The sequence below is a fragment of the Bacteroidota bacterium genome (assembly GCA_041658205.1).
Taxonomy (GTDB): domain Bacteria; phylum Bacteroidota; class Ignavibacteria; order UBA10030; family UBA8401; genus UBA8401.
The window spans coordinates 379,116-399,024 of the sequence record JBBAAO010000003.1; the positions used below are offsets into that span (position 1 = coordinate 379,116).

The following is a 19,909-nucleotide window of genomic DNA, read 5'->3' on the forward strand; positions in this document are numbered from 1 at the left end:
TATTAAGTCTCATTTCCAATCCGTATAGAGAGGAACCGTATGAAACAATTCACCACCATCATCACCATGCTAATCTGCCTACAAATACTCTCTGCGCAGCAATGGCAATGGCCCGATAAACCGAAGAACATTACAGCACTTCCTTCTTCTATTGGCGGAAGAGACCTTCAACGAACTATGTTCTCCTTTACCGGAAGTCTCGGCGTACGTTGCACCTATTGTCATGTGGGTGAAGAAGGAAAAGACTTTAAAGATTTTGATTTTGTTTCGGACGCAAAACCGGCAAAGAACAAGGCGCGTATGATGATTAAAATGGTAAAAGAAATCAACGGAAAATTTCTTGCAGACTTTCATAACGACAACTCCGCCAGTATTCAGGTAAATTGTCAGACGTGCCATCGAGGTAATTCTACACCGATAGCACTAGAAGATAAACTGAAACAAACATTTGATGCAGCCGGTATCGACTCCACCATTAAACAGTACCGTGCTTTACGAGAACAATTCTACGGTGGATTCACCTATAATTTTAAAGAAGGAACACTGTTGCGTCTTGCCGATAAGATCTATGCGGATTCCACGAAACGTCAGGCAGCGTTGGATGTTGTAAATCTGAACATTGAAATGTATCCCGCATTTGCATTTTCGTATACTCATCTTGCAAGTTATTATGAGGATATGGGAAACAAACAGGCTGCAATTGAAAGTTATCAAAAGGCAATTGCTGTGAATCCAAAAAATGAAATACTCAAAAAGCAGCTTGAACGACTTCAAAACGGTAAATAAGCAGAGAGTATGATTGTTGGAGAAACATTATACGTTTGGACCAGAACTCAATGGCGGGCATGGCTTTCAAAAAACCATGCTGCAGCAAAAGAGATCTGGTTGATTTATTATAAAAAGGAATCGGGGAAAAAACGGATATCGTACAATGATGCCGTTGAGGAAGCTCTTTGTTACGGATGGATCGACAGCACGGCAAAATCACGAGATAAGCAAAGTTGGGTGCAGCGCTTTTCTCCACGCAGACCAAAAAGTAATTTGTCGGAATTGAACAAAGAACGAATGAGGGTGATGATAAAAGCAAAAAAAATGACGAAGGCGGGATTACTCAGTGTAGCACAGCATCTCACCCCCATTACACAACAACCAAAACGTTTTGTTTTCCCTAAAGATATTCTTCTTGAGATTAAAAAGAACCCAACCGCATGGAAACATTACCAACGTTTTCCGCTTAACTATCGACGTATTCGCATCGCATGGATCGATGATTCCAGAATACGGCCGGATGAATATACAAAAAGACTCCGGTATTTCATCTCAATGACGGAAAAAAACAAGCGATTCGGGACGGTGCAATAAGCATTCTCTGTATTCGTCTATTTTAGGCTCAGGCTAAACAGGTTCACTATTTCATCAATCGAACAATAAGGATTATGACCGAAAACGTAAAAGACAAAGTGTTTACACGCTATCAAATATTTATTATTGCCGTGCTGGCGTTTATTCAGTTCACGGTGATTCTCGATTTTATCATTATTGCGCCTCTCGGCGCGCTGCTGATGAAAACAATGGGTGTAACACCGGCGCAGTTCGGGTCAATCGTCTCAGCATACGCATTCAGCGCGGGTATTTCCGGGTTCCTCGCCGCCGGTTTTGCAGATAAATATGATCGGAAAAGATTTCTTCTCTTTTTTTATGCCGGCTTTATTCTTGGAACCTTTCTCTGCGGCATTGCAACCAACTACTACTTCCTGCTCGGCGCCCGTATTGTCACCGGTATTTTTGGCGGTGTGATTGCATCCGTATCGCTTTCTATTGTTACCGACTTGTTTGAAATGAATGTGCGAAGCCGTGTGATGGGATTTGTACAGATGTCATTTGCCGTTGCACAGGTGGCAGGAATTCCGCTCGGCATTTACCTTGCCAATGTCATTGGCTGGCATGCACCGTTTATGATGATCGTCGGTATTGGTATTCCGGCAGGAATAGCGATGATGAAAATGGTCCGTCCCATTGACACACATCTTTCGTTTGAGCGATCGTCTCATCACAATGCATTCAATCATTTACGAACGACCGTTTCCCACCCTGACTATGTGAAAGCATTTGCCACAACGGCATTTCTGACAATCGGGGGATTTTTAATGATGCCTTTTTCAAGCGCCTTTCTGGTCAATAATATTGGTATTACACAGCAACATCTCCCTCTGGTGTTCATGTTTACCGGTATGGCAACAATCATTATTCTTCCGATTGTGGGGCGCTTCAGCGATACGGTTGGAAAATTCAGAATGTTTGTTATCGGAACTGTTGTTGCCGGGGTTGCGATTATTTATTATACAAACCTCTCCGTATCACCGTTGTGGGAAGTAGTCCTTATTAATGTGATTCTTTTTGCAGGGATTATGTCTCGCATGATCCCTGCAACAACATTAATGACGGCAGTTCCCGAAATTTCTGATCGGGGTGCATTTATGAGTATCAATTCATCGTTGCAGCAAATTTCCGGCGGTGTTGCTTCCATATTTGCTGGTATGATCATTGTCCAGATTGATCAAGGACCGTTGCAAAACTATAATGTGTTGGGATACCTGTGTGTTGCATTGATGATTATTGGAATAGGGATGATGTATATGATCAATACGCTTGTGGAAGAAAAAACAAAAACTGCATCGTCGTCACTCAGTTCGGGAGGAATATCTCAGTAGTTTCTTAGTTCAAAAATATTTTTATTAACAAAATGAGATCTCTGAAAAAGTTACGCACATCCTTATTAATGAAAGAATATTTCGTCCCTGACGGGACTTGAAAATTGATTCACTTGATCTTCTACAAATATCTTGTCCCTTCGGGACAACGGAACAAGCGAATTTGTTCATGATTTTATCGGTTTTAAAATGCGCCGTAGGCGCGTAATATTTGTAGTGCATTACGATTTCCAAATTGAGAGTCCCTTTAGGTCGACGACTCGACTCGTCGAGGACGAGATAAGAAGAATTTTCAGTTTTGTCTACGACCCGTAGGGCGTAACATCGGTTACTCAGTAGAATTACATAAAAATTCAAAAACATGAAAACACGAAAGTGCACAAAAAGAATTTGAACCATTTTCCAAAAAAGATTGGTGAAATTTTGTGTTTTAGTGGTAAAATCATAAACGCTGAATAGTTACAAGAATAAAAGGTTTTCAGATATGAAAGTTGAAATTTGGTCGGACGTGATGTGCCCATTTTGTTACATTGGCAAACGTCGTTTTGAACAAGCATTGCAGCAATTTCCCGACAAAGAACATGTTGAGATTGAATGGAAAAGTTTTCAGCTCAATCCGGACATGGTAACCGATCCCGATAAGAATATCAATCAATTTTTAGCGGAACATAAAGGGATCAGCATCGCACAAGCAAAACAGATGAACGACCGCGTGACCGACATGGCACGTGACGTTGGATTGCATTATGATTTTGATAACGCTATTGCTGCCAATTCATTCGACGCACATCGCCTTTCCCACTTCGCAAAAAAACAGGGAAAGCAGGATGCAATCGAGGAACGCCTCTTCAAAGCATACTTTACCGAAGGAAAAAATACTGCTGATCACGAAACGTTGATTCAATTAGCAGAAGAGGCTGGATTGAATCCGGATGAAACAAGAATGATGCTTGCCGGAAACGAGTTTGCCGATGCGGTAAATAATGATATCTACCAGGCACATCAAGTCGGCGCACGCGGTGTTCCCTTTTTTGTTTTCGACAATAAATATGCTGTTTCCGGAGCACAACCTGTTGAAGTGTTCTTACAAGTATTAAACAAAATCGTTGAATAAAGTGAACAGTGTGGAGGTTTCAAGCATTGTCGTTAATACCATTCGCAAAAATTATTTACACTTGTAAAGTGTTGGGGTTTTACAATTCAGATTGTTTTCTCCGTTAATTAAATCCATAATCAGCGCAACAGTTTGCTGCGTATGCCGTATAATTTCTCACTAATTCGACCCCAAGTATTTATTATCTTTCGAAAGGTCTCTTGTGAGAATTTTCTACAGTTTTTTCCTCGTCACTGCACTCATCCTCAATATTCACGCACAACAAAAAATTAAAACCGGAGCAGAAATCTGTTCTGATGGAAAACAACAACGCTCTCTTCCGATAACATTTGCAAAAACATCTTCACCCGGTTCACCGAAACATTCATTTGACGCCCTTCATTATTCGCTTAATCTTGATCTCTATAAGAACTATTCCACACCATTTCCAAAATCCTTTACCGGTTCCGTTACAATGATGTTAAGAGCAGATTCTACACTCTCTTCCGTTTCTTTAGATGCAGTCAATAGTTCCATAACAATTGATTCGATTCGTCTTGCAGGAACATCGTTTACGCATGCCGGAAATATTCTTACCATTCAATTGAATAAAACATATCAGGTAAACGAAACTCTTTCTGTTCTGATTTATTACCGACATAACGATGTTGCCGACGGTGCGTTCTTTGTCGGATCGGATGGAATGATCTTTACCGATGCAGAACCGGAAGGGGCACGAAAATGGTTTCCGTGCTGGGACAAACCGTACGATAAGGCAACCATGGAACTCCGTGCGAAGGTTCCAGGAAATGTAAAACTCGGATCAAATGGATTGCTGAAGGATACAACTCGCACCGGAGATTCTCTTTCATTTCATTGGGTCAGCAAAGAACCTGTCAGCACGTATCTCGTCGTCATTTCTTCCAAAGTAAATTATAATCTTGATATTGTGTATTGGAAAAAACTCCCCAACCCTTCGGACAGTATTCCCATTTTCTTTTACTGGAATGCGGGAGAGGATCAGAACGCATTGAACACAGCAAAGACCAAAATTCTTCCTATGACGACCCGCTTCTCTCAATTGTTTGGAGAACACCCGTTCCAGAAGAACGGATTCGCAACATTGAACCAGCAATTTGTCTGGGGAGGAATGGAGAATCAAACGCTTACCAGCTTGCTGCCGAACGGTTATGCTGCGGAATTTCTCGTGGCACACGAGTATGCTCACCAGTGGTTCGGCGATATGGTTACATGCGCAACATGGGCAGACATCTGGTTGAACGAAGGTTTTGCTACGTATGGAGAAGCTTTATGGGCAGAGCATACGTTAGGAGCTGGTGTGTACAAACAGTATGTCAATCAAATTGCAGGAGGTTATCTTGCAGCAAATCCCGGTTGGGCAATCTATGTTGCTGATTGGGCGGTGAATGTTCCACCTTCACACGTGTTGTTCAATACTGCAATTACATACAATAAAGCGGCAAGTGTTCTTCATATGCTCCGTTCCGTACTGGGAGATTCTGTGTTCTTTGATGCTCTCTATGCATATGGAACGGCTCCTTCGGTGAAATACGGATCGATTACGACAAACGATTTCATTCAGATGATAAACACTCGAACCAAGCAGGATTTGAATTGGTTCTTCGATCAATGGTTGAAAGCAGCGAATCATCCCGAGTATTTCGTTAAGTATTCACTGAACAGACCGGCAAATAATGTATTTGTCCGCATTCAACAAACGCAATCTTCCGCAACAATATGGAAAATGCCTGTATCGCTCCGATTCGTGTTACAGAATGGAACCGATACAACAATAAAAGTTTGGAACACAACAAAGAATGATACCTTCACGTTTGCATTTTCTTCTTCTCCTGTCTCAATGAGTTTCGATCCGAACAACGATATCATACTGAAGAAAGCAACTGTTGTAAAAGAATATTCCAGTCCCCTGCTGAGTGCTGTTCCCGGAACATTGTACGCAGCATCCGGCAGTACGGATGGAGGAAAATTATATACGCTAAACACCGGAAACGGATCTCTTTCACTTGTTCGGAAAACCGATGTTTTGCAACTCAATGGTTTACGCGTTCATCCGAAAACAAAGGAGTTGATTGTTTATAATAACACGGTTTCCAGCGGTGGCGCATTCTATCGGATGAGTAGTGATGGGGTAGACGTACAGCAGATCTCTTCCACAACGTCAGCAAATCTGAAAGGACTTGCGCTCTATAATGATTCCATGGCCTATACCGGAGCGTTTAATGGTACAATCTATTCTGTGAACATCAACACTGGTGCACTAGTTCAAATTGGTACGAACGGATCATCGCAGCGCCCCGGCGGACTCGCTGTAAATCCATTGAATGGTACATTATGGATGTCTCTCCGCAATACTTCGGGCGCGGTGGATAATATCTATAAATTGAATCGTGCCACCGGACTTTCCACATTGGTAGGAAGCGCAGGAATAGGATCGGCAATTACCGATATCGTCTTTGATAAAAAAGGAACACTTTATGGTCTTGCCGGTACAGGAACTGCAACCAACTCACTCGTTCGGATAGATACATCAACAGGAAAAGCAACTGTTATAGGAACTCTCGGCAAGTCTGACATTCAAGCGATTGCTATTGACCCTGATGCACCGGCGAGTGTTGGTGAGTATAATCCTTTAACAATTCCCAACACTGTCGTGCTGGAACAGAATTTCCCGAATCCTTTTAATCCTTCAACAACAATCAGTTATTCCATACCAACGGAAAACAATGTGCGTCTGGAAATTTACAATCTCCTTGGTCAGTCAGTCCGTCAATTGGTGAACGAACGGCAACATGCAGGATGGAAACAAGTGGAATGGAATGCTTCAGGACTTTCGAGCGGTATTTATTTCTACCGGCTTACCGTTGGAAACAATGTGGAGATGAAAAGGACTGTGTTGTTGAAGTAGTACAACAAAATTAACGTGACCGTCACCTAGGGCAAATTATTTATAGGTGACGGTCACATTGAGTTATTGTTGTTTTTCGATTGAATGCTGAATAATTTCTCCTATAACAGAAGAAATTGCTGAGGCAACAATGGCAAGAATAAACCACAACTGTCCCGAAATATCCATCGCTTTTGTCCAGAAGCCCGCGACGGCAACACTCATCGTAAGTGTGTACAGTATTGATGAGATGACAGCTTCAAGCACGGTAACACCACGGGATCGAAATCCGATAATAAATGCAATTACCGCCAACCCTCCGAAAGCCCATCCGGCAATCACCACCTTCAAAAAGAGAAAATAACCGGAAAGCCATTGCATAATCGCTATCGGCAGCAGGTGTCCCAGGATAAAGTAACAATACCCCACGGCAACCCATGTCCAGTTCGGTGGAAAGGTAATCCATTGTAATTTGGATGCGTTCATCGTATTCATAAGCACCTTTTAATTTTGTCGTATGATGGATTGAAAAGCACTGGAAGGATAAATTTCCATGATATACTGTAAACGTCCAGTGGAACCATTGTCATTTTTATATGCCGTATTTCCCCCTTCATGATTTCCAACTGCTACTACTGTAATAGAAGAATCATTATTCATTGGCTGCAAGATTAATTCGCCGAATGGAGTTTGTTGATTTATTCCAAGTTCGGAAAGTGAAGCAAATGTGGATCGATTATTCGTTGCCCGTCTGACATAATAATCAGTCATCAGTTTTGGATATGCCTTTGCCATTTCATTGGTAAGCATGTCCCGTTCCTCGGCAATGGTATTATCTATTTTCATCATTCCGAATATCCTTGGGGATTGTATCGACATCATGCTTGAATAGATCGCCATCATACCGGTAGCAATTAATGCCAAAAGGAATACAAGCGTACGGAAGAACGAACGAAAAGAAAATGTTTTGGACTCCTGATGCTCTTTCTTGGAAAAAGAATGAAGGTTATTCAAAAGAATGGTTGGGCCGGCTACAAAGAAAATAAGAATTGACATCAGCGCTCCTACGGCAATAGCAATGGAGATCTGATCAAGTGGTAATCCCTGAAACTCTTTAATTCCATGCCCTACAATTATTCCACCGGCAACAACTGGTGCGGGTGTAACAAATGTTGGATCTCTATGCCCCATAAAAGTCATTGCCGGTAGAATGGCAAATAAAAATGTCAAAAAAGCAATGGTTAAGGAGAAGAGCCATTCCAAATATTTTGGAGAAAATTCCTGGGTGTTGTTTGAATCAGTTGTTGCGTTCATACGTTACTCCTTTCGCAGTAATCGTCGTTGTTGTTTGCACTCTGCCGCTACTTCCGTTGGCATTTGCAAATTCACTCTTCAACCCTCGCGCTATTGTATCGATGCTGGTCAATACAACCATCGTGTCACCATAAAAATGGACATATCGTTTGCTGGCATCATTTTGAGAATCTTCGGATAAAAACATATCCCCTTTCATTTTGCTTCCATGAATGTTTTTGAAGATGGTAACAATTCCTTTCTTCTTTCCCATCGTTTTGTGGTACTGAACGAAAACCGGCATGGCGCGAGTATTCACATCGTCACCAATAAAAATTCCTTCTGCAATCACCGTACGGATTTTTGCTAATGTTGATCGTTGATAAGTGCTCATATCGTTCATCGAGCTCCATCCGATATAATTCAACGCAAGAATCACCAGAGTACTAGTCGCCACTATCATCTTCAATTTTGATGATCGTTCGGATCGTATCACTTTGACTGCGAGAGCAAGCAAATAGACCCCAGCACCAATACCTCCTGCAATGATAGATGGCCACAAATCGTACGGATTATAAAATATATAAAATGGCACGGAAACCATGAACGTGCCAACCAACAACCAAATAAAGATCATTCCATCCTCCTGCGTTTGATTGTGAAGAGTATACTTTCGAGATGACGTGTGAATGTGCTAAACGAAATAATCAGAGTCAAGAGTCCAAATAACAATACACCAATAAATAGATATTCTGAATCCCAAAATTGTTTATCGGAATGAACCTGCCTGCCACACTGAAGGTACTCTTTGAACGGGCAGAGATTCTGAGCCTTTTTTCAGATTTGCGTTTGAATTTCACTTGCGAACCATACCTCTTACATATTGATAATCCGATTTATACGATTCCATAATTTAGAGCCGTTCTTGGGGTTCGCAGTGCTCAATATAATAATCTTAGAATTTCTTAGATCCTTCGCTACGCTCAGGATGGCGGTAGAGTTATTTTTGAAAAGACTTTTACGTTTCGTGTGTCATTCAAATTCACTGCTGTCCAAAATAAATATTAAGTGAATACAAAATTGGTCGTAATATCTCAAATTGAGCAAACTTATTTTGATTACATGTAGTAAACCCCTTTTGCTATAGAAGAGATTGTATTAAAGTGCGTGGGTGCGAAATTTAGGAGGATTGAGCGAATGGGAAAGCGATGAATGACGGGACTTTTGATGGCGCGCTTCGCGCCATCAACGGGCTAGAGCGAACGGGATTCATCGCGTGCGTTAAATTTCGTCCGCCTTTGGCGGACTTCTTTTCTTGCTCCGTCAAGAAAACAAGAGAGTGAAGGATTTTGTTGTTTTATCAATGTGTTTTGGACAAGTGTGATTCGCATTATAGAATAAGCAATGTTCATTATCAGATTAAACACTTCTTACTTCAGGATTGTTTTTATATTCTATCATAGGAACAATAATGAAAATCTATCCATGAGAATTGTAAAATCTCCATTGGAATAAATTTTCAACCTTCGCATGGTTTTTCTTTAATAGAGAAAAGAGTATCTTTGTCTAGCCAATTTTTAGGAACATATTGATGACATCTCTCTTCAGATTATTTTTGAGTTTTCTTTTTTCACTATTCGCACTCTCTCTACTTTCGGCGCAGCCGGTAATTCAATTAAACAAAACAATATTTACACTTGGTGCAATTTATCAAGGAGAGATAAAATCAATTCCATTGGTAGTAACCAATACCGGCAATCAACCGCTGATCATCCAAGGAATTGAAACATCATGCGGCTGCACTTCGGCGAAACGTTCTGCCGAAGCGATTCCTCCGGGTAAAAGCGATACAATTACCGTTTCATTCAATTCTCTTGGATTCTACGGTGTAATCACAAAAATCGTGACGGTCAATTCAAACGATCCTATGCAGCCGCAGATTGAAGCAAGACTCACCGGAACGGTGACATCGGTATTGGAAATTGTTCCGCCGATGTCGGTGATTAATTTTGGCGGAGCAGAAGCCGGGACAACAATCCGCGTTTCATTTGTCTTCAGAAACACCACCTCGGACCAGATCAATATCCGCGGCATTAGTTGTGCTGATTCTTCCATCCGCGCACAGATAAGCTCGCAAACCATAGCACCTTCCGACTCGATCATGATCCCATTCACAGTCACTCCACGAACAAAAGCGTTTATGGAAAATTATTTTTATATCGAAACGACACATCCACTTCAGTTGCGAGTACCGTTCCGGTTTATGTATATTGGACGATGAAACGCATTTTCATACCGATAGTATTCACAGGATTGTTAGCTGGCACGTTGGACATCTCCGCGGCCATGCTTAGATATTATTTCACCACGGGGAAAGATCCAATGAACGTGCTGCGATTTATCGCCAGCGGTGTGTTTGGCAATAGTGCGTTTTCCGGCGGTATTGTAATGGCGTCATATGGACTCCTCTTTCATTTTGTGATCGCCTTTTCGTGGACAACTCTTTTTTTCGTGATCTATCCTAAACTGATGCGTCTTTCAAAAAATAAATATCTTTTAGGAATTGTGTATTCAGTTGTTATCTGGTCTGGAATGAATCTAGTTGTTCTTCCGCTTTCCAATGTTCCGCAGCTCCCCTTCACAGTTGCCAAAGGAGCGGAAGCAATTGGAATTTTGATTGTGTGTGTCGGATTACCGATATCGATCCTCGCTCATCGATATTATACAAAATTGAATACGCCATGATCAGTGCAAAAACCTTCCGTCAATTGGCGCTTGCTTTTTCCCAGGCGGAAGAGCATCCTCACTTTGAAAAATCATCCTTCCGTATAAAAAAGAAAATCTTTGCAACACTGGACGAAAAGAAATCGGTCGCCGTCGTGAAACTATCACCGATTGATCAATCAGCATTTTGCGCATTTGATGCAGCTGTTATTTTTCCGATTCCGGGAAGTTGGGGAAAACAGGGATGGACGATGATCGAACTGAAAAAGGTAAAAATCTCTACCCTGAAAGATGCTCTTTCCACAGCATATGCAACTGTGTCTAAGAACCGTTGAATATTTTAGTTTTGATATAACTACTCAGTGACGAAATAAAACAGTTTAAAATCCATGACATTCTGAACGAGTTCCGCAGTTTTGTTGCGGAACGCAGTGAAAAATCTGGTTTGTGCGCTCGAAGACTCATGTGTAGTTTTTTCAGATTCTTCGCTACGCTCAGAAGGAGAAGTAATTTATGATTCACCTGAATAATAGCTTAGCAGATCCGTTTTGATCAATCTGAACAGCTTTTGTTTTTTTTTCTCCGTATCCGTGTGAATCCATTTTTCTGTGTCATCCGTGTTCTCTTCATCTGAATTGCACAAGTATATTGTTATCAGAACAAATATTCAGTACACTTCCGGCACAACTTATTACGAGAAACTATGCCCTATCTTCCTTCTTCTGACCGTTACAAATCAATGCAATACCGTCGCTGCGGCAAAAGCGGAATCAAACTGCCTGCCATTTCACTCGGTCTCTGGCACAATTTCGGTCATGTGGATGATTACGAGAATTGCCGAAACATTATCCATCTCGCATTCGACAGCGGCATCACTCACTTCGATCTCGCAAATAATTACGGACCACCCCCCGGTTCTGCTGAAGAAAATTTCGGAAAGATTTTAAAACAAGATCTGCTCGGTCATCGGGATGAAATGATCATTTCTACCAAAGCGGGATATTATATGTGGGAAGGTCCATACGGCGAGTGGGGTTCAAAAAAATATCTTGTATCCAGTCTCGATCAGAGTCTTCAAAGAATGGGACTTGAATATGTTGATATCTTTTATTCTCACCGCCCTGATCCGGAAACACCATTGGAAGAAACAATGTCTGCTCTTGATCTAATCGTCCGGCAGGGAAAAGCGTTGTATGTCGGCATTTCCAATTATCGCAATGAGGAAGCTGTAAAAGCAATCGCCATTTTAAAACAATTGGGAACTCTCTGCCTGATCCATCAACCAAAATATTCCATGTTTGAACGATGGGTTGAAGGAGGATTAATGGATATTCTTGATCAAAACGGTGTTGGATGTATTCCGTTCTCTCCTCTCGCTCAAGGATTGCTCACCAATCGATATTTGAACGGCGTTCCAAACGATTCGCGTGCTGGAAAACCACATGGGTTCTTAAAGACTGCACAAATTACAGAAGACAAACTCAACAAGATCCGTAAGTTGAATGAGATAGCAAAAAAAAGAAACCAGTCACTCGCTCAGATGGCACTGTCATGGCTTCTGAAAGATCAACGGATTACTTCCGTCCTGATCGGTGCAAGCAAACCGGAGCAGTTGGCGGATTCTTTAAAATGTCTTTCTAATACCGAATTTGATTCAAACATCCTTGCAGAGATCGAAGGAATTTTGAAGTAGCATCAAAATTTAACAATAGAAATTATGGGGCCGCTATATTTTTAGCGGCGTACCTCTGTTCGAATAATTCAACGACATACTATCGTTTCACTCTTCTTCGCATGCAACCACAACAGCCTGATCTGCAAGAATTGTACGAGAAACTTCGCGAAAGCGAAGAGAAGTACCGCCGTTTCGTGGAAAACGCTGCCGACATCATCTATCGCACAGATGGCGAAGGACGATTCATTTATGTTAATCCCGTCAGTTTGAGAATTTTTGGATACACCGAAGAAGAGTTCATGGGAAAACATTACCTGGAACTTTTCCATCCCGATTTTCGAAATAAAGCTCGTCAGTATTATGCAACGCAGTTTTTCAACGGACAGTACACTTCCTACCTTGAATTTCCCGCAATCAATAAAGAAGGAAAACAATTTTGGCTGGGACAAAATGTTCAGCCATTGATGGAGAACGGACAGATTTTCGGATTTCAGGCCGTCGCACGCGACATCACGGAACGTGTCATTGCAGAAGAGGCAATGAAGCGTTCGGATGAAGAGGTTAGGAAATTAAATGCGGAATTGGAACAGCGTGTTGCGGAACGGACAGCGCAGCTGGAAAACGCGAATAAAGAATTGGAAGCGTTCAGTTACTCCGTTTCACACGACCTTCGCGCACCTCTGCTGACGATTAATGGATTTACACAATTCCTGGGGATGCACCTTGGAGAGAAGCTGGATGATGAAGGGAAACGGCTCCTCTCCATCATCCGCACAAATACCCAGACAATGCAGAACCTCATCTCTGCCCTGCTGATGCTTTCCAAGACCAATAAAAAAGAGCTGGAAATGACGCAGATTGATATGCAAGAGTTAGCGTTGGAGACATTTAACGATATCGCCTCTCCGGAAGCACTGCAAAAGATTGTAATCACTATCCCGGAAATGCCGGAAGCCCGCGGGGACAGGTTGTTATTGCGCCAGGTCTGGAGCAACTTGCTTTCCAACGCGATTAAATTTACTTTAGCGAAAGATGAACGGACGATCATCGTGGGAGGGCGAAGTGAAGAAAACAGAAATGTCTATTTTGTGAAAGATTCCGGTGCCGGATTTGATATGAAAGATGCGGGGAAACTGTTCGGTGTTTTCTCACGTTTACATTCGGATGAGGAGTTTGAAGGGACGGGAATCGGGCTTTCAATTGTTCGCCGAGCAATTCATCGTCACAAAGGGGAAGTCTGGGCTGAAGGTGAGGTCGGAAAAGGGGCAACGTTTTATTTTGTCCTGCCTGTAGGATAATAATACTCCGGATTTGTAGTTCATTATTTTTGAAAGGAAATTACTATGTCAGATCAACCTGTAAATATCCTGCTTGTGGAGGACAATCCTCACCATGCAGAACTTGCCATGAGAGCTTTAAAGATGCATAATCTTGCCGAACACTTTGTCTGGGTAAAGACCGGAGAAGACGCAATAGATTTCATCTTCTGCCGCGGCGAATTTGCTTCACGAACGATTGGGCATGCACCAAAGGTTGTGTTGTTGGACTTGAAGCTCCCAAAGAAAAGCGGATTGGATGTTCTGAGAGAAATCCGTTCTGACGAACGAACAAAAGATATTCCAGTGGTGATGCTAACAACTTCCCGTGAGCAAAAAGATATTGTGGAAGGTCATAATTTAGGATTAAATGGATACGTTGTGAAGCCGGATGATTTTGAAAAATTCGCCGAAGCGATCCGGAGTGTCGGATATTACTGGCTCGTACTCAACCAGCAGCCGAAGAAGAAATAATATATATTTTCGTAACTACTCAGCAGAAATACATAAAAATTCAAAAACATGCCACCAAATCACAAAAACACCAAAGTCCGTAAAAAGAATTTGAACCATTACCTCAAAAAGGTTGGTGAAATTTTGTGTTTCCGTGTTTTAGTGGCAAAAAATCACAACCGCTGAGTAGTTACATATTTTCATTTTCTTTCAATCGTTCTCTCTTCCCAGCATGTTCTTCGGGGGTGTGAGAACGATTTTTTTATTATACATAGATGATAACAAGCGTCACACTTCAGTTTGGTATTCAATCACGCTTTACACTATGACAATTGCAAACTCGGTCGTCCCAAACAATAGAACACGGATGACACAGAAAAACAGATTGTCGCGGATAAAGAGTTTTAAAAAAACACTCTGTTACACTGAGCGAAGTGAAGTGTCTGAGGTACAATCCTATAGTACAATCAGATTCCCTGCAGATTCGGTCATCCCAAACAATAGAACACGGATGACACAGAAAAACAGATTGTCGCGGATAAAGAGTTTTAAAAAAAACACCCTGTTACACTGAGCGAAGCGAAGTGTCTGAAGTACGATCCTATAGTACAATCAGATTCCCTGCAGATTCGGTCGTCCCAAACAATAGAACACGGATGACACAGAAAAACAGATTATCACGGATACGGAGTTTTAAAAAACACCTTGTTACACTGAGCGAAGCGAAGTGTCTGAGGTACGATCCGATAATACTATCTTGCATAAAGATTAGAAAGATATTTGTTATATCACTATCTTGTCAAATTATTGTAGAAGATACCTTTTCCAGACTCAGATCCATTCCTCTGTAAAATTTTTTGCGTGCTCTGTGCAAAATCGCATATCGTATTTTGTCCCTTTTTCACGATCTCCCTTCTTGCGTTTTTCCTTCTCTTTTTGCAGTTTCCCCCATGCGAAAAACGACCATACTATATGGTGTCGCCATGGCGGCATTGTTGTTCGTGCTAAAGTTTATCGAATACCAATTCATCATTCGCGATCTCTCTGAAGAGTTTTATATCGGATTCATCGCACTGCTGTTTACATCGCTCGGAATTTGGATCGGGTGGAAACTGACACATCGTCCTCTCCTGCCGCAGTCTCCGGACTTCCATCCCGATGCGACAACGCTCGAAGCACTCGGCATCAGCAAACGAGAACATGAAGTACTTGTATTGATAGCGCATGGACTTTCTAATCGCGAGATTGCGGAGAAACTTTTCCTCTCCCCGCACACAATCAAATCGCATTCTTCCAGTCTCTTTCTAAAACTGAATGCACGGCGCAGAACCGAAGCAATTAAACGGGCGCAAGAACTGCGGATTCTTGGATAGGAAAAAAGGATGAAAAACCCTTTTTCACCCTTTTGGGTGATGCGTGAAGGGATTCCCCGCCGTATCTTGCGTGTATGTTGTATTAAATATTTTCATTTTTTTATCACACTATAAAAGAGGTTGTCATGCGTAAGATTGTACTCTTCTACGGCACTATGTCCGGACTGTTGATGGTCCTGATGTTCGTCATCACTTTTTATCTGATAGACCAGGGAATCCTAAAGGAACATTCGGAATTGCTGGGTTATGCAACGATGCTCGTCGTCTTGTCCCTGATCTTCTTTGGCATAAAATCGTTCCGTGACAAGCACGGCAATGGAACAATCACTTTTTGGAAAGGGCTTAAGGTAGGATTAGCAATTGCTTCCATCGCATCGTTCTTTTATGCAACAGGATGGGAAGTGTATTATAACGGTATGCCGGGGGTGAAAGAGAACTTCATGAATAAATACACCGATTCACTTATCGCTAAAATGAAACAAGAAGGATCGGCACAGGAGAAGATCGACGCAAAGATAAAAGAGATGGAGAGCATGAAAGAGATGTATAAAAATCCGTTCATCCGCTACGGCATGACATTGGCAGAGATCTTCCCAGTGGGACTTGTCATCTCATTGATCAGCGCGGGCGTGCTGAGGAAAAAAGAAATACTGCCGGCAGCTTAACGTGCCGGCGGGATATTGTAATTCTGATTAAAAATATTTTTTGGATCGTATACCTTTTTGATCATTGCTAGGCGTTCGTATGTTGTTTTGGGATACACAATAGAAACTTCTTTCTCGGTCGCCTCGCTGAAAAAATTGACATACGCGCCGAAAGTAAACGGAAAGATTGAATTCCACGGAATCATCGCTTTCTCCGTATCGCTGTCGGATGCATTCAGCGGCAAAAATGTTGCCGAAATAAACAATGCCTCACTGTTGCGATGAGCGAACGCCGTTGCATTCGGAGTAACGCGGTTCATCGCGCCTCCAACACTTCGTATCTGCAATACCGGACTATTATCCTTACCGTAATGCTTCGCAACGGTGTGAATGAATTCATCACTGAATTTTTCGGTGAAGCCGTTGTTGACAATAATCTTCATTCCTTCGGGCGGATGAGGATCTTCGAGTACGTCGGCATAATTTTTCTTTGTAACTAAATTTTGAACAACGTTCCCTATCTGAAGCAGCGGATCAATCGCCTTCATCGCCGATGCTTCATCGTCCCCTGCATAGCAGCACCATGCAATTGCCGAGGGAGGATTTCCCATGAATGACGGCATCAACAGAAACATCACGGTGAGATCTTCTGTTGCAACCCGCATGTAATCACGCCAGCCTTTGAGTAACGCCGGAACATTTTCAAGCGCGTAAATGATCATTCCGGAATACACTTTATTGACCGGATGGGCGGCAAATTCAAAATTGGTAACAACGCCAAAGTTTCCCCCGCCGCCTCGAATCGCCCAAAAGAGATCCGCATGTTCAATCGCGCTTGCACGCAATACTCTGCCATCAGCCGTTACAACTTCCGCCGCAACCAGACTGTCAATTGTCAATCCATATTTTCTCACCATCCACCCAATACCGCCGCCGAGCGCCAATCCGCCGACACCAACTGTTGTTGAATCACCGGACGAAAGCGCAAGTCCATGCTCTTGCAGCGCCAGGGCTACATTCTTCCAAATTGCACCCGATTCAATACGAACAATATGTTTCTCTCTATCAATAAGCCGGATGTTGTTCATCGCCGAAAGATCGATAACTAATCCACCGTTGTTCGTTCCTAGTCCTGCTCCATTATGCCCTCCGCTACGAATGGAAAGAAGCAGCGAATTGTTTTGCGCAAAACGGATTGCGACGGCCACATCATCTGAGCTGTTCGGACGAACAACCAGCGCCGGTGAACCTTTGTGAATAAATGTTGCGCGGGCTTTTTCGTATGCTGCATTATCGGGTAAAATAATTTCGCCGGAAAATTCACGGTGAAAAATTTTTATGTTTGTTTGATCCATAGTGTGTAGAAATGGTTTCAAAAATACCTAATCGTTGTCATTTCGATCCCGCTTTAGCGGGAGAGAAATCTCGGTTTTAACTTCGATTGATAAAACGAGATTCCTCACTCGACCCTTTGGGTCTTCGTTCGGAATGACAATACATTTCATTTTTGAGATGGTTCATAATTATTTATTTCATAGAAAAATAAAATCGAAGTAATTTTTACGCCGAATCGTGCAAAAAGATACATCAACAATTATTTTTTTGAAGATTTTTTTTCAATTGGAATGGACGATTTTAGTACTGCATAAATCGCCATTGCATGTCCATGCCCGAGTTCAAAATCTTTTTTCAGCCACGCAACAATTTGTCCGGCTTTTGTTCCAGCTTTTAACAATCCATTTTTTGCTGCGAGATTTTTAAAATCGTCAGGTGTTTTACCTGTTTTTGCTTTAATGTTATCGAGATATGCTTGAAACGACATTGTTTTTTTTTGAGTTTTCGATCTGCTGATACGTTCACCAGCTACATTTCGGAAACAGATTTTAAATTCGAAAGACCGGTCTCGAATTGTTTACCTACCATTGCATCCATACTCATAAAAACGGTCATAACTTTTCCTAAAAATTGATTTGGTCCATGCATTGCCCAGGTTACTTTTGTGAATTCTCCATCAGGTTCAAGCGTAAATTCTGCTGTGTTATGCGCTTCAAACGGTTTAAAAAAATCCAGTTTGATCGTAATTTTTGACGAAGAAACATTCAGCACTTCCATGCGGCCTGAACCGGCATTGGAATTTCCTTCCCACTCATACACAGCACCGAGTCCTTCGTTGGAGCCGCTGAATGTTCTTTTCATTGCCGGGTCCAGTTTTTCAAACGGCGACCATGAATTCCATTTGTGGAAATTGCTGATAAGTGTTGAAATTTTTTCCGACGATGCTTTTATGCTTGTTGTTCGTTCAATGCGGAATGTATCCGGCTTGGTCGATGCAACAATAAGAATAACGGCAACAATGGCGGCAAGTGCCGCAAGTGTTCGAACAATTATTTTTTTCATGATATCCTCCGTTTGCTATTAATAGTTTAATTATTTGGTAAAGAATTCTATTACGATTGCGGCGAGCACCTCTGCTTTCACATTGTGCGTTTGACCTTCCAGTATTTTGAGCGTTCCATTCGGAAGAAGTTTGGCGATCAATTCTACCGGATTCCGCAACGTCGCGGGGCTTTTTCCACCACCAGCAATGAGCGTAGGGATTGTTATGGAAGATATTTTTTCCTCCGGCACAGACCAATTTCCCATGATCGCCGAATCATATGGCAGTGTATGTGCGACCGCTTTTAATTTTTTCCACATCGGCATCAATTGCATGATGAATGCGGCAATCGCCGGTGCTCCAACCATTGTCACCATAAAATATTTCACCGCTTTGCCGCGATTGCCGGTGGCTAATATTTTTTTCAACTCCGATTCATGATCAACCGCAGGTTTCCCTTTGTTTTTATCCCATACATACGGCGGCTCGTACAACGCCATCTTCTTAATATTGAGTCCATTTGATGCTGCTCGAATCGCAAGACCTGCGCCAGATGAAAGACCAAGAAGAAATGCGGAACCTCCTGCTTCTTTGATAAGCGCATCTATATCTTCAACTTCACGATCGACAGAATATGGTTTCTTATCCGTGCTGTCTCCGCGTCCGCGGCGATCGTACCAATAAACAATGAAATGTTTTGCAAGCAGCGGAGCGAGTTTCGCCATCGGTCCGAATGAACGGTAACAAAGCGCGCCGTCAATAAGAATGATCGGTTGTCCATTTCCTATTTTGTCGTAGGCAATCGTTGTTCCGTCCTTTGAAATGACTGTGTTCATAGTCTCTAATTTTTGAATTGGGAATAATGAATGTATTAAGCTGTTGTTTCAACATGTTTCTTAAAATTATCTAAAATCGTCTGCCATCCGGCCCGCTGCAATTCCGGCGTATTCTCTGTTTCTGCCTCGAACGTCTCTACAATCTTTACTGCTTTTCCTGTATTCGTAAACATGATCTTCGCTGTTCTGCCATCTTCCATTGTGTATGTAATTGTTTTGTGTGTTTGCACATCATCGTACGTTCCGATAAAATCGAAACTTGCGCTGCCATCTTTCGCGGACATTCGAGAAAGGAATTTTCCGCCGACACGAAGATCGTTTTCTGCGTACGGTGTGTGCCAATCGGGTGATCCTGTAGCCCATTTCGTAATATCTTCGGGCGCATTCCACATTTTCCACACTTTTTCAATCGGCGCGTTGACCGTTGTTTCAATGGTGATCATTTGTTTCTTTGCTGTTGTCATATATTCACCGAGAATAAATGTTGA

At 42.1% G+C, this 19,909-nt stretch carries 21 protein-coding genes; 13 read left to right on the forward strand and 8 right to left on the reverse strand.

Annotated features, from left to right (window positions below; all coding sequences use genetic code 11):
* Positions 1–39: 39 nt before the first annotated feature.
* From WDA22_16720 to WDA22_16740, 5 genes are all read left to right on the forward strand, one after another.
* Positions 40–786, forward strand: a complete 747-nt coding sequence (locus WDA22_16720) for a c-type cytochrome (protein MFA5835124.1) — start codon at positions 40–42, stop codon at positions 784–786.
* A gap of 9 nt (positions 787–795) precedes the next feature.
* Positions 796–1,362, forward strand: coding sequence for a YdeI/OmpD-associated family protein (locus WDA22_16725; protein ID MFA5835125.1), 567 nt, complete (start codon positions 796–798; stop codon positions 1,360–1,362).
* A 74-nt stretch (positions 1,363–1,436) separates the two neighbouring features.
* Positions 1,437–2,711: an MFS transporter gene (locus WDA22_16730; GenBank protein ID MFA5835126.1), complete on the forward strand. Its 1,275-nt coding sequence runs from the start codon at positions 1,437–1,439 to the stop codon at positions 2,709–2,711.
* 484 nt (positions 2,712–3,195) lie between these two features.
* Positions 3,196–3,825: a DsbA family oxidoreductase gene (locus WDA22_16735; GenBank protein ID MFA5835127.1), complete on the forward strand. Its 630-nt coding sequence runs from the start codon at positions 3,196–3,198 to the stop codon at positions 3,823–3,825.
* A gap of 202 nt (positions 3,826–4,027) precedes the next feature.
* Positions 4,028–6,751 carry a M1 family aminopeptidase gene (locus tag WDA22_16740; GenBank protein MFA5835128.1) on the forward strand — a complete coding sequence of 908 codons (2,724 nt, stop codon included), beginning with the start codon at positions 4,028–4,030 and terminating at the stop codon, positions 6,749–6,751.
* 63 nt (positions 6,752–6,814) lie between these two features.
* On the opposite strand, the gene WDA22_16745 is transcribed toward WDA22_16740, so the two are convergent.
* From WDA22_16745 to WDA22_16755, 3 genes are read right to left on the reverse strand one after another with little or no spacing between them, the layout of a single operon-like run.
* A complete protein-coding gene (locus WDA22_16745; protein ID MFA5835129.1) occupies positions 6,815–7,225 on the reverse strand; it encodes a hypothetical protein in 411 nt (136 codons plus the stop codon).
* A 9-nt stretch (positions 7,226–7,234) separates the two neighbouring features.
* Positions 7,235–8,044 (reverse strand): hypothetical protein, encoded by an 810-nt coding sequence (locus WDA22_16750; GenBank protein MFA5835130.1) that lies wholly within the window; start codon positions 8,042–8,044, stop codon positions 7,235–7,237.
* A complete protein-coding gene (locus WDA22_16755; GenBank protein MFA5835131.1) occupies positions 8,028–8,660 on the reverse strand; it encodes a hypothetical protein in 633 nt (210 codons plus the stop codon). Before WDA22_16755 ends, WDA22_16750 begins: the two co-directional genes overlap by 17 nt.
* Before the next feature lie 954 nt (positions 8,661–9,614).
* On the opposite strand from WDA22_16755, the gene WDA22_16760 reads away from it, so the two are divergent.
* The 8 genes from WDA22_16760 to WDA22_16795 all read left to right on the forward strand — a co-directional run bounded on the left by WDA22_16760 (position 9,615) and on the right by WDA22_16795 (position 16,229).
* Positions 9,615–10,304, forward strand: a complete 690-nt coding sequence (locus tag WDA22_16760) for a DUF1573 domain-containing protein (protein ID MFA5835132.1) — start codon at positions 9,615–9,617, stop codon at positions 10,302–10,304.
* Complete coding sequence (locus WDA22_16765) at positions 10,301–10,768, forward strand: hypothetical protein (GenBank protein ID MFA5835133.1); 468 nt, start codon at positions 10,301–10,303, stop codon at positions 10,766–10,768. Before WDA22_16760 ends, WDA22_16765 begins: the two co-directional genes overlap by 4 nt.
* Positions 10,765–11,082 carry an MmcQ/YjbR family DNA-binding protein gene (locus tag WDA22_16770; protein ID MFA5835134.1) on the forward strand — a complete coding sequence of 106 codons (318 nt, stop codon included), beginning with the start codon at positions 10,765–10,767 and terminating at the stop codon, positions 11,080–11,082. Before WDA22_16765 ends, WDA22_16770 begins: the two co-directional genes overlap by 4 nt.
* 368 nt (positions 11,083–11,450) lie before the next feature.
* Positions 11,451–12,440: an L-glyceraldehyde 3-phosphate reductase gene (mgrA, locus tag WDA22_16775; GenBank protein MFA5835135.1), complete on the forward strand. Its 990-nt coding sequence runs from the start codon at positions 11,451–11,453 to the stop codon at positions 12,438–12,440.
* 101 nt (positions 12,441–12,541) lie between these two features.
* Positions 12,542–13,720 carry a PAS domain S-box protein gene (locus WDA22_16780; GenBank protein ID MFA5835136.1) on the forward strand — a complete coding sequence of 393 codons (1,179 nt, stop codon included), beginning with the start codon at positions 12,542–12,544 and terminating at the stop codon, positions 13,718–13,720.
* Positions 13,721–13,765: 45 nt separating this feature from the next.
* Complete coding sequence (locus tag WDA22_16785) at positions 13,766–14,212, forward strand: response regulator (GenBank protein MFA5835137.1); 447 nt, start codon at positions 13,766–13,768, stop codon at positions 14,210–14,212.
* A gap of 929 nt (positions 14,213–15,141) precedes the next feature.
* Positions 15,142–15,564: a LuxR C-terminal-related transcriptional regulator gene (locus WDA22_16790; protein ID MFA5835138.1), complete on the forward strand. Its 423-nt coding sequence runs from the start codon at positions 15,142–15,144 to the stop codon at positions 15,562–15,564.
* A 125-nt stretch (positions 15,565–15,689) separates the two neighbouring features.
* Positions 15,690–16,229 carry a DUF4199 domain-containing protein gene (locus WDA22_16795; GenBank protein MFA5835139.1) on the forward strand — a complete coding sequence of 180 codons (540 nt, stop codon included), beginning with the start codon at positions 15,690–15,692 and terminating at the stop codon, positions 16,227–16,229.
* Here WDA22_16795 and WDA22_16800 read toward each other — a convergent pair.
* The 5 genes from WDA22_16800 to WDA22_16820 form a co-directional block, all read right to left on the reverse strand.
* Positions 16,226–17,563 carry an FAD-binding oxidoreductase gene (locus WDA22_16800; protein ID MFA5835140.1) on the reverse strand — a complete coding sequence of 446 codons (1,338 nt, stop codon included), beginning with the start codon at positions 17,561–17,563 and terminating at the stop codon, positions 16,226–16,228. The two genes, WDA22_16795 and WDA22_16800, sit on opposite strands and share 4 nt — an antisense overlap.
* Positions 17,564–17,802: 239 nt before the next feature.
* Entirely contained in the window at positions 17,803–18,030 is a 228-nt protein-coding gene (locus WDA22_16805; protein MFA5835141.1) for a DUF4287 domain-containing protein, read from the reverse strand.
* 41 nt (positions 18,031–18,071) lie between these two features.
* Positions 18,072–18,605, reverse strand: a complete 534-nt coding sequence (locus tag WDA22_16810) for an SRPBCC family protein (GenBank protein ID MFA5835142.1) — start codon at positions 18,603–18,605, stop codon at positions 18,072–18,074.
* 30 nt (positions 18,606–18,635) lie between these two features.
* Complete coding sequence (locus tag WDA22_16815) at positions 18,636–19,421, reverse strand: alpha/beta hydrolase (protein MFA5835143.1); 786 nt, start codon at positions 19,419–19,421, stop codon at positions 18,636–18,638.
* A 35-nt stretch (positions 19,422–19,456) separates the two neighbouring features.
* The gene (locus tag WDA22_16820) at positions 19,457–19,885 is read right to left on the reverse strand and encodes an SRPBCC family protein (protein ID MFA5835144.1); all 429 of its coding nucleotides are present in this window, start codon (positions 19,883–19,885) and stop codon (positions 19,457–19,459) included.
* Positions 19,886–19,909 lie beyond the last annotated feature (24 nt).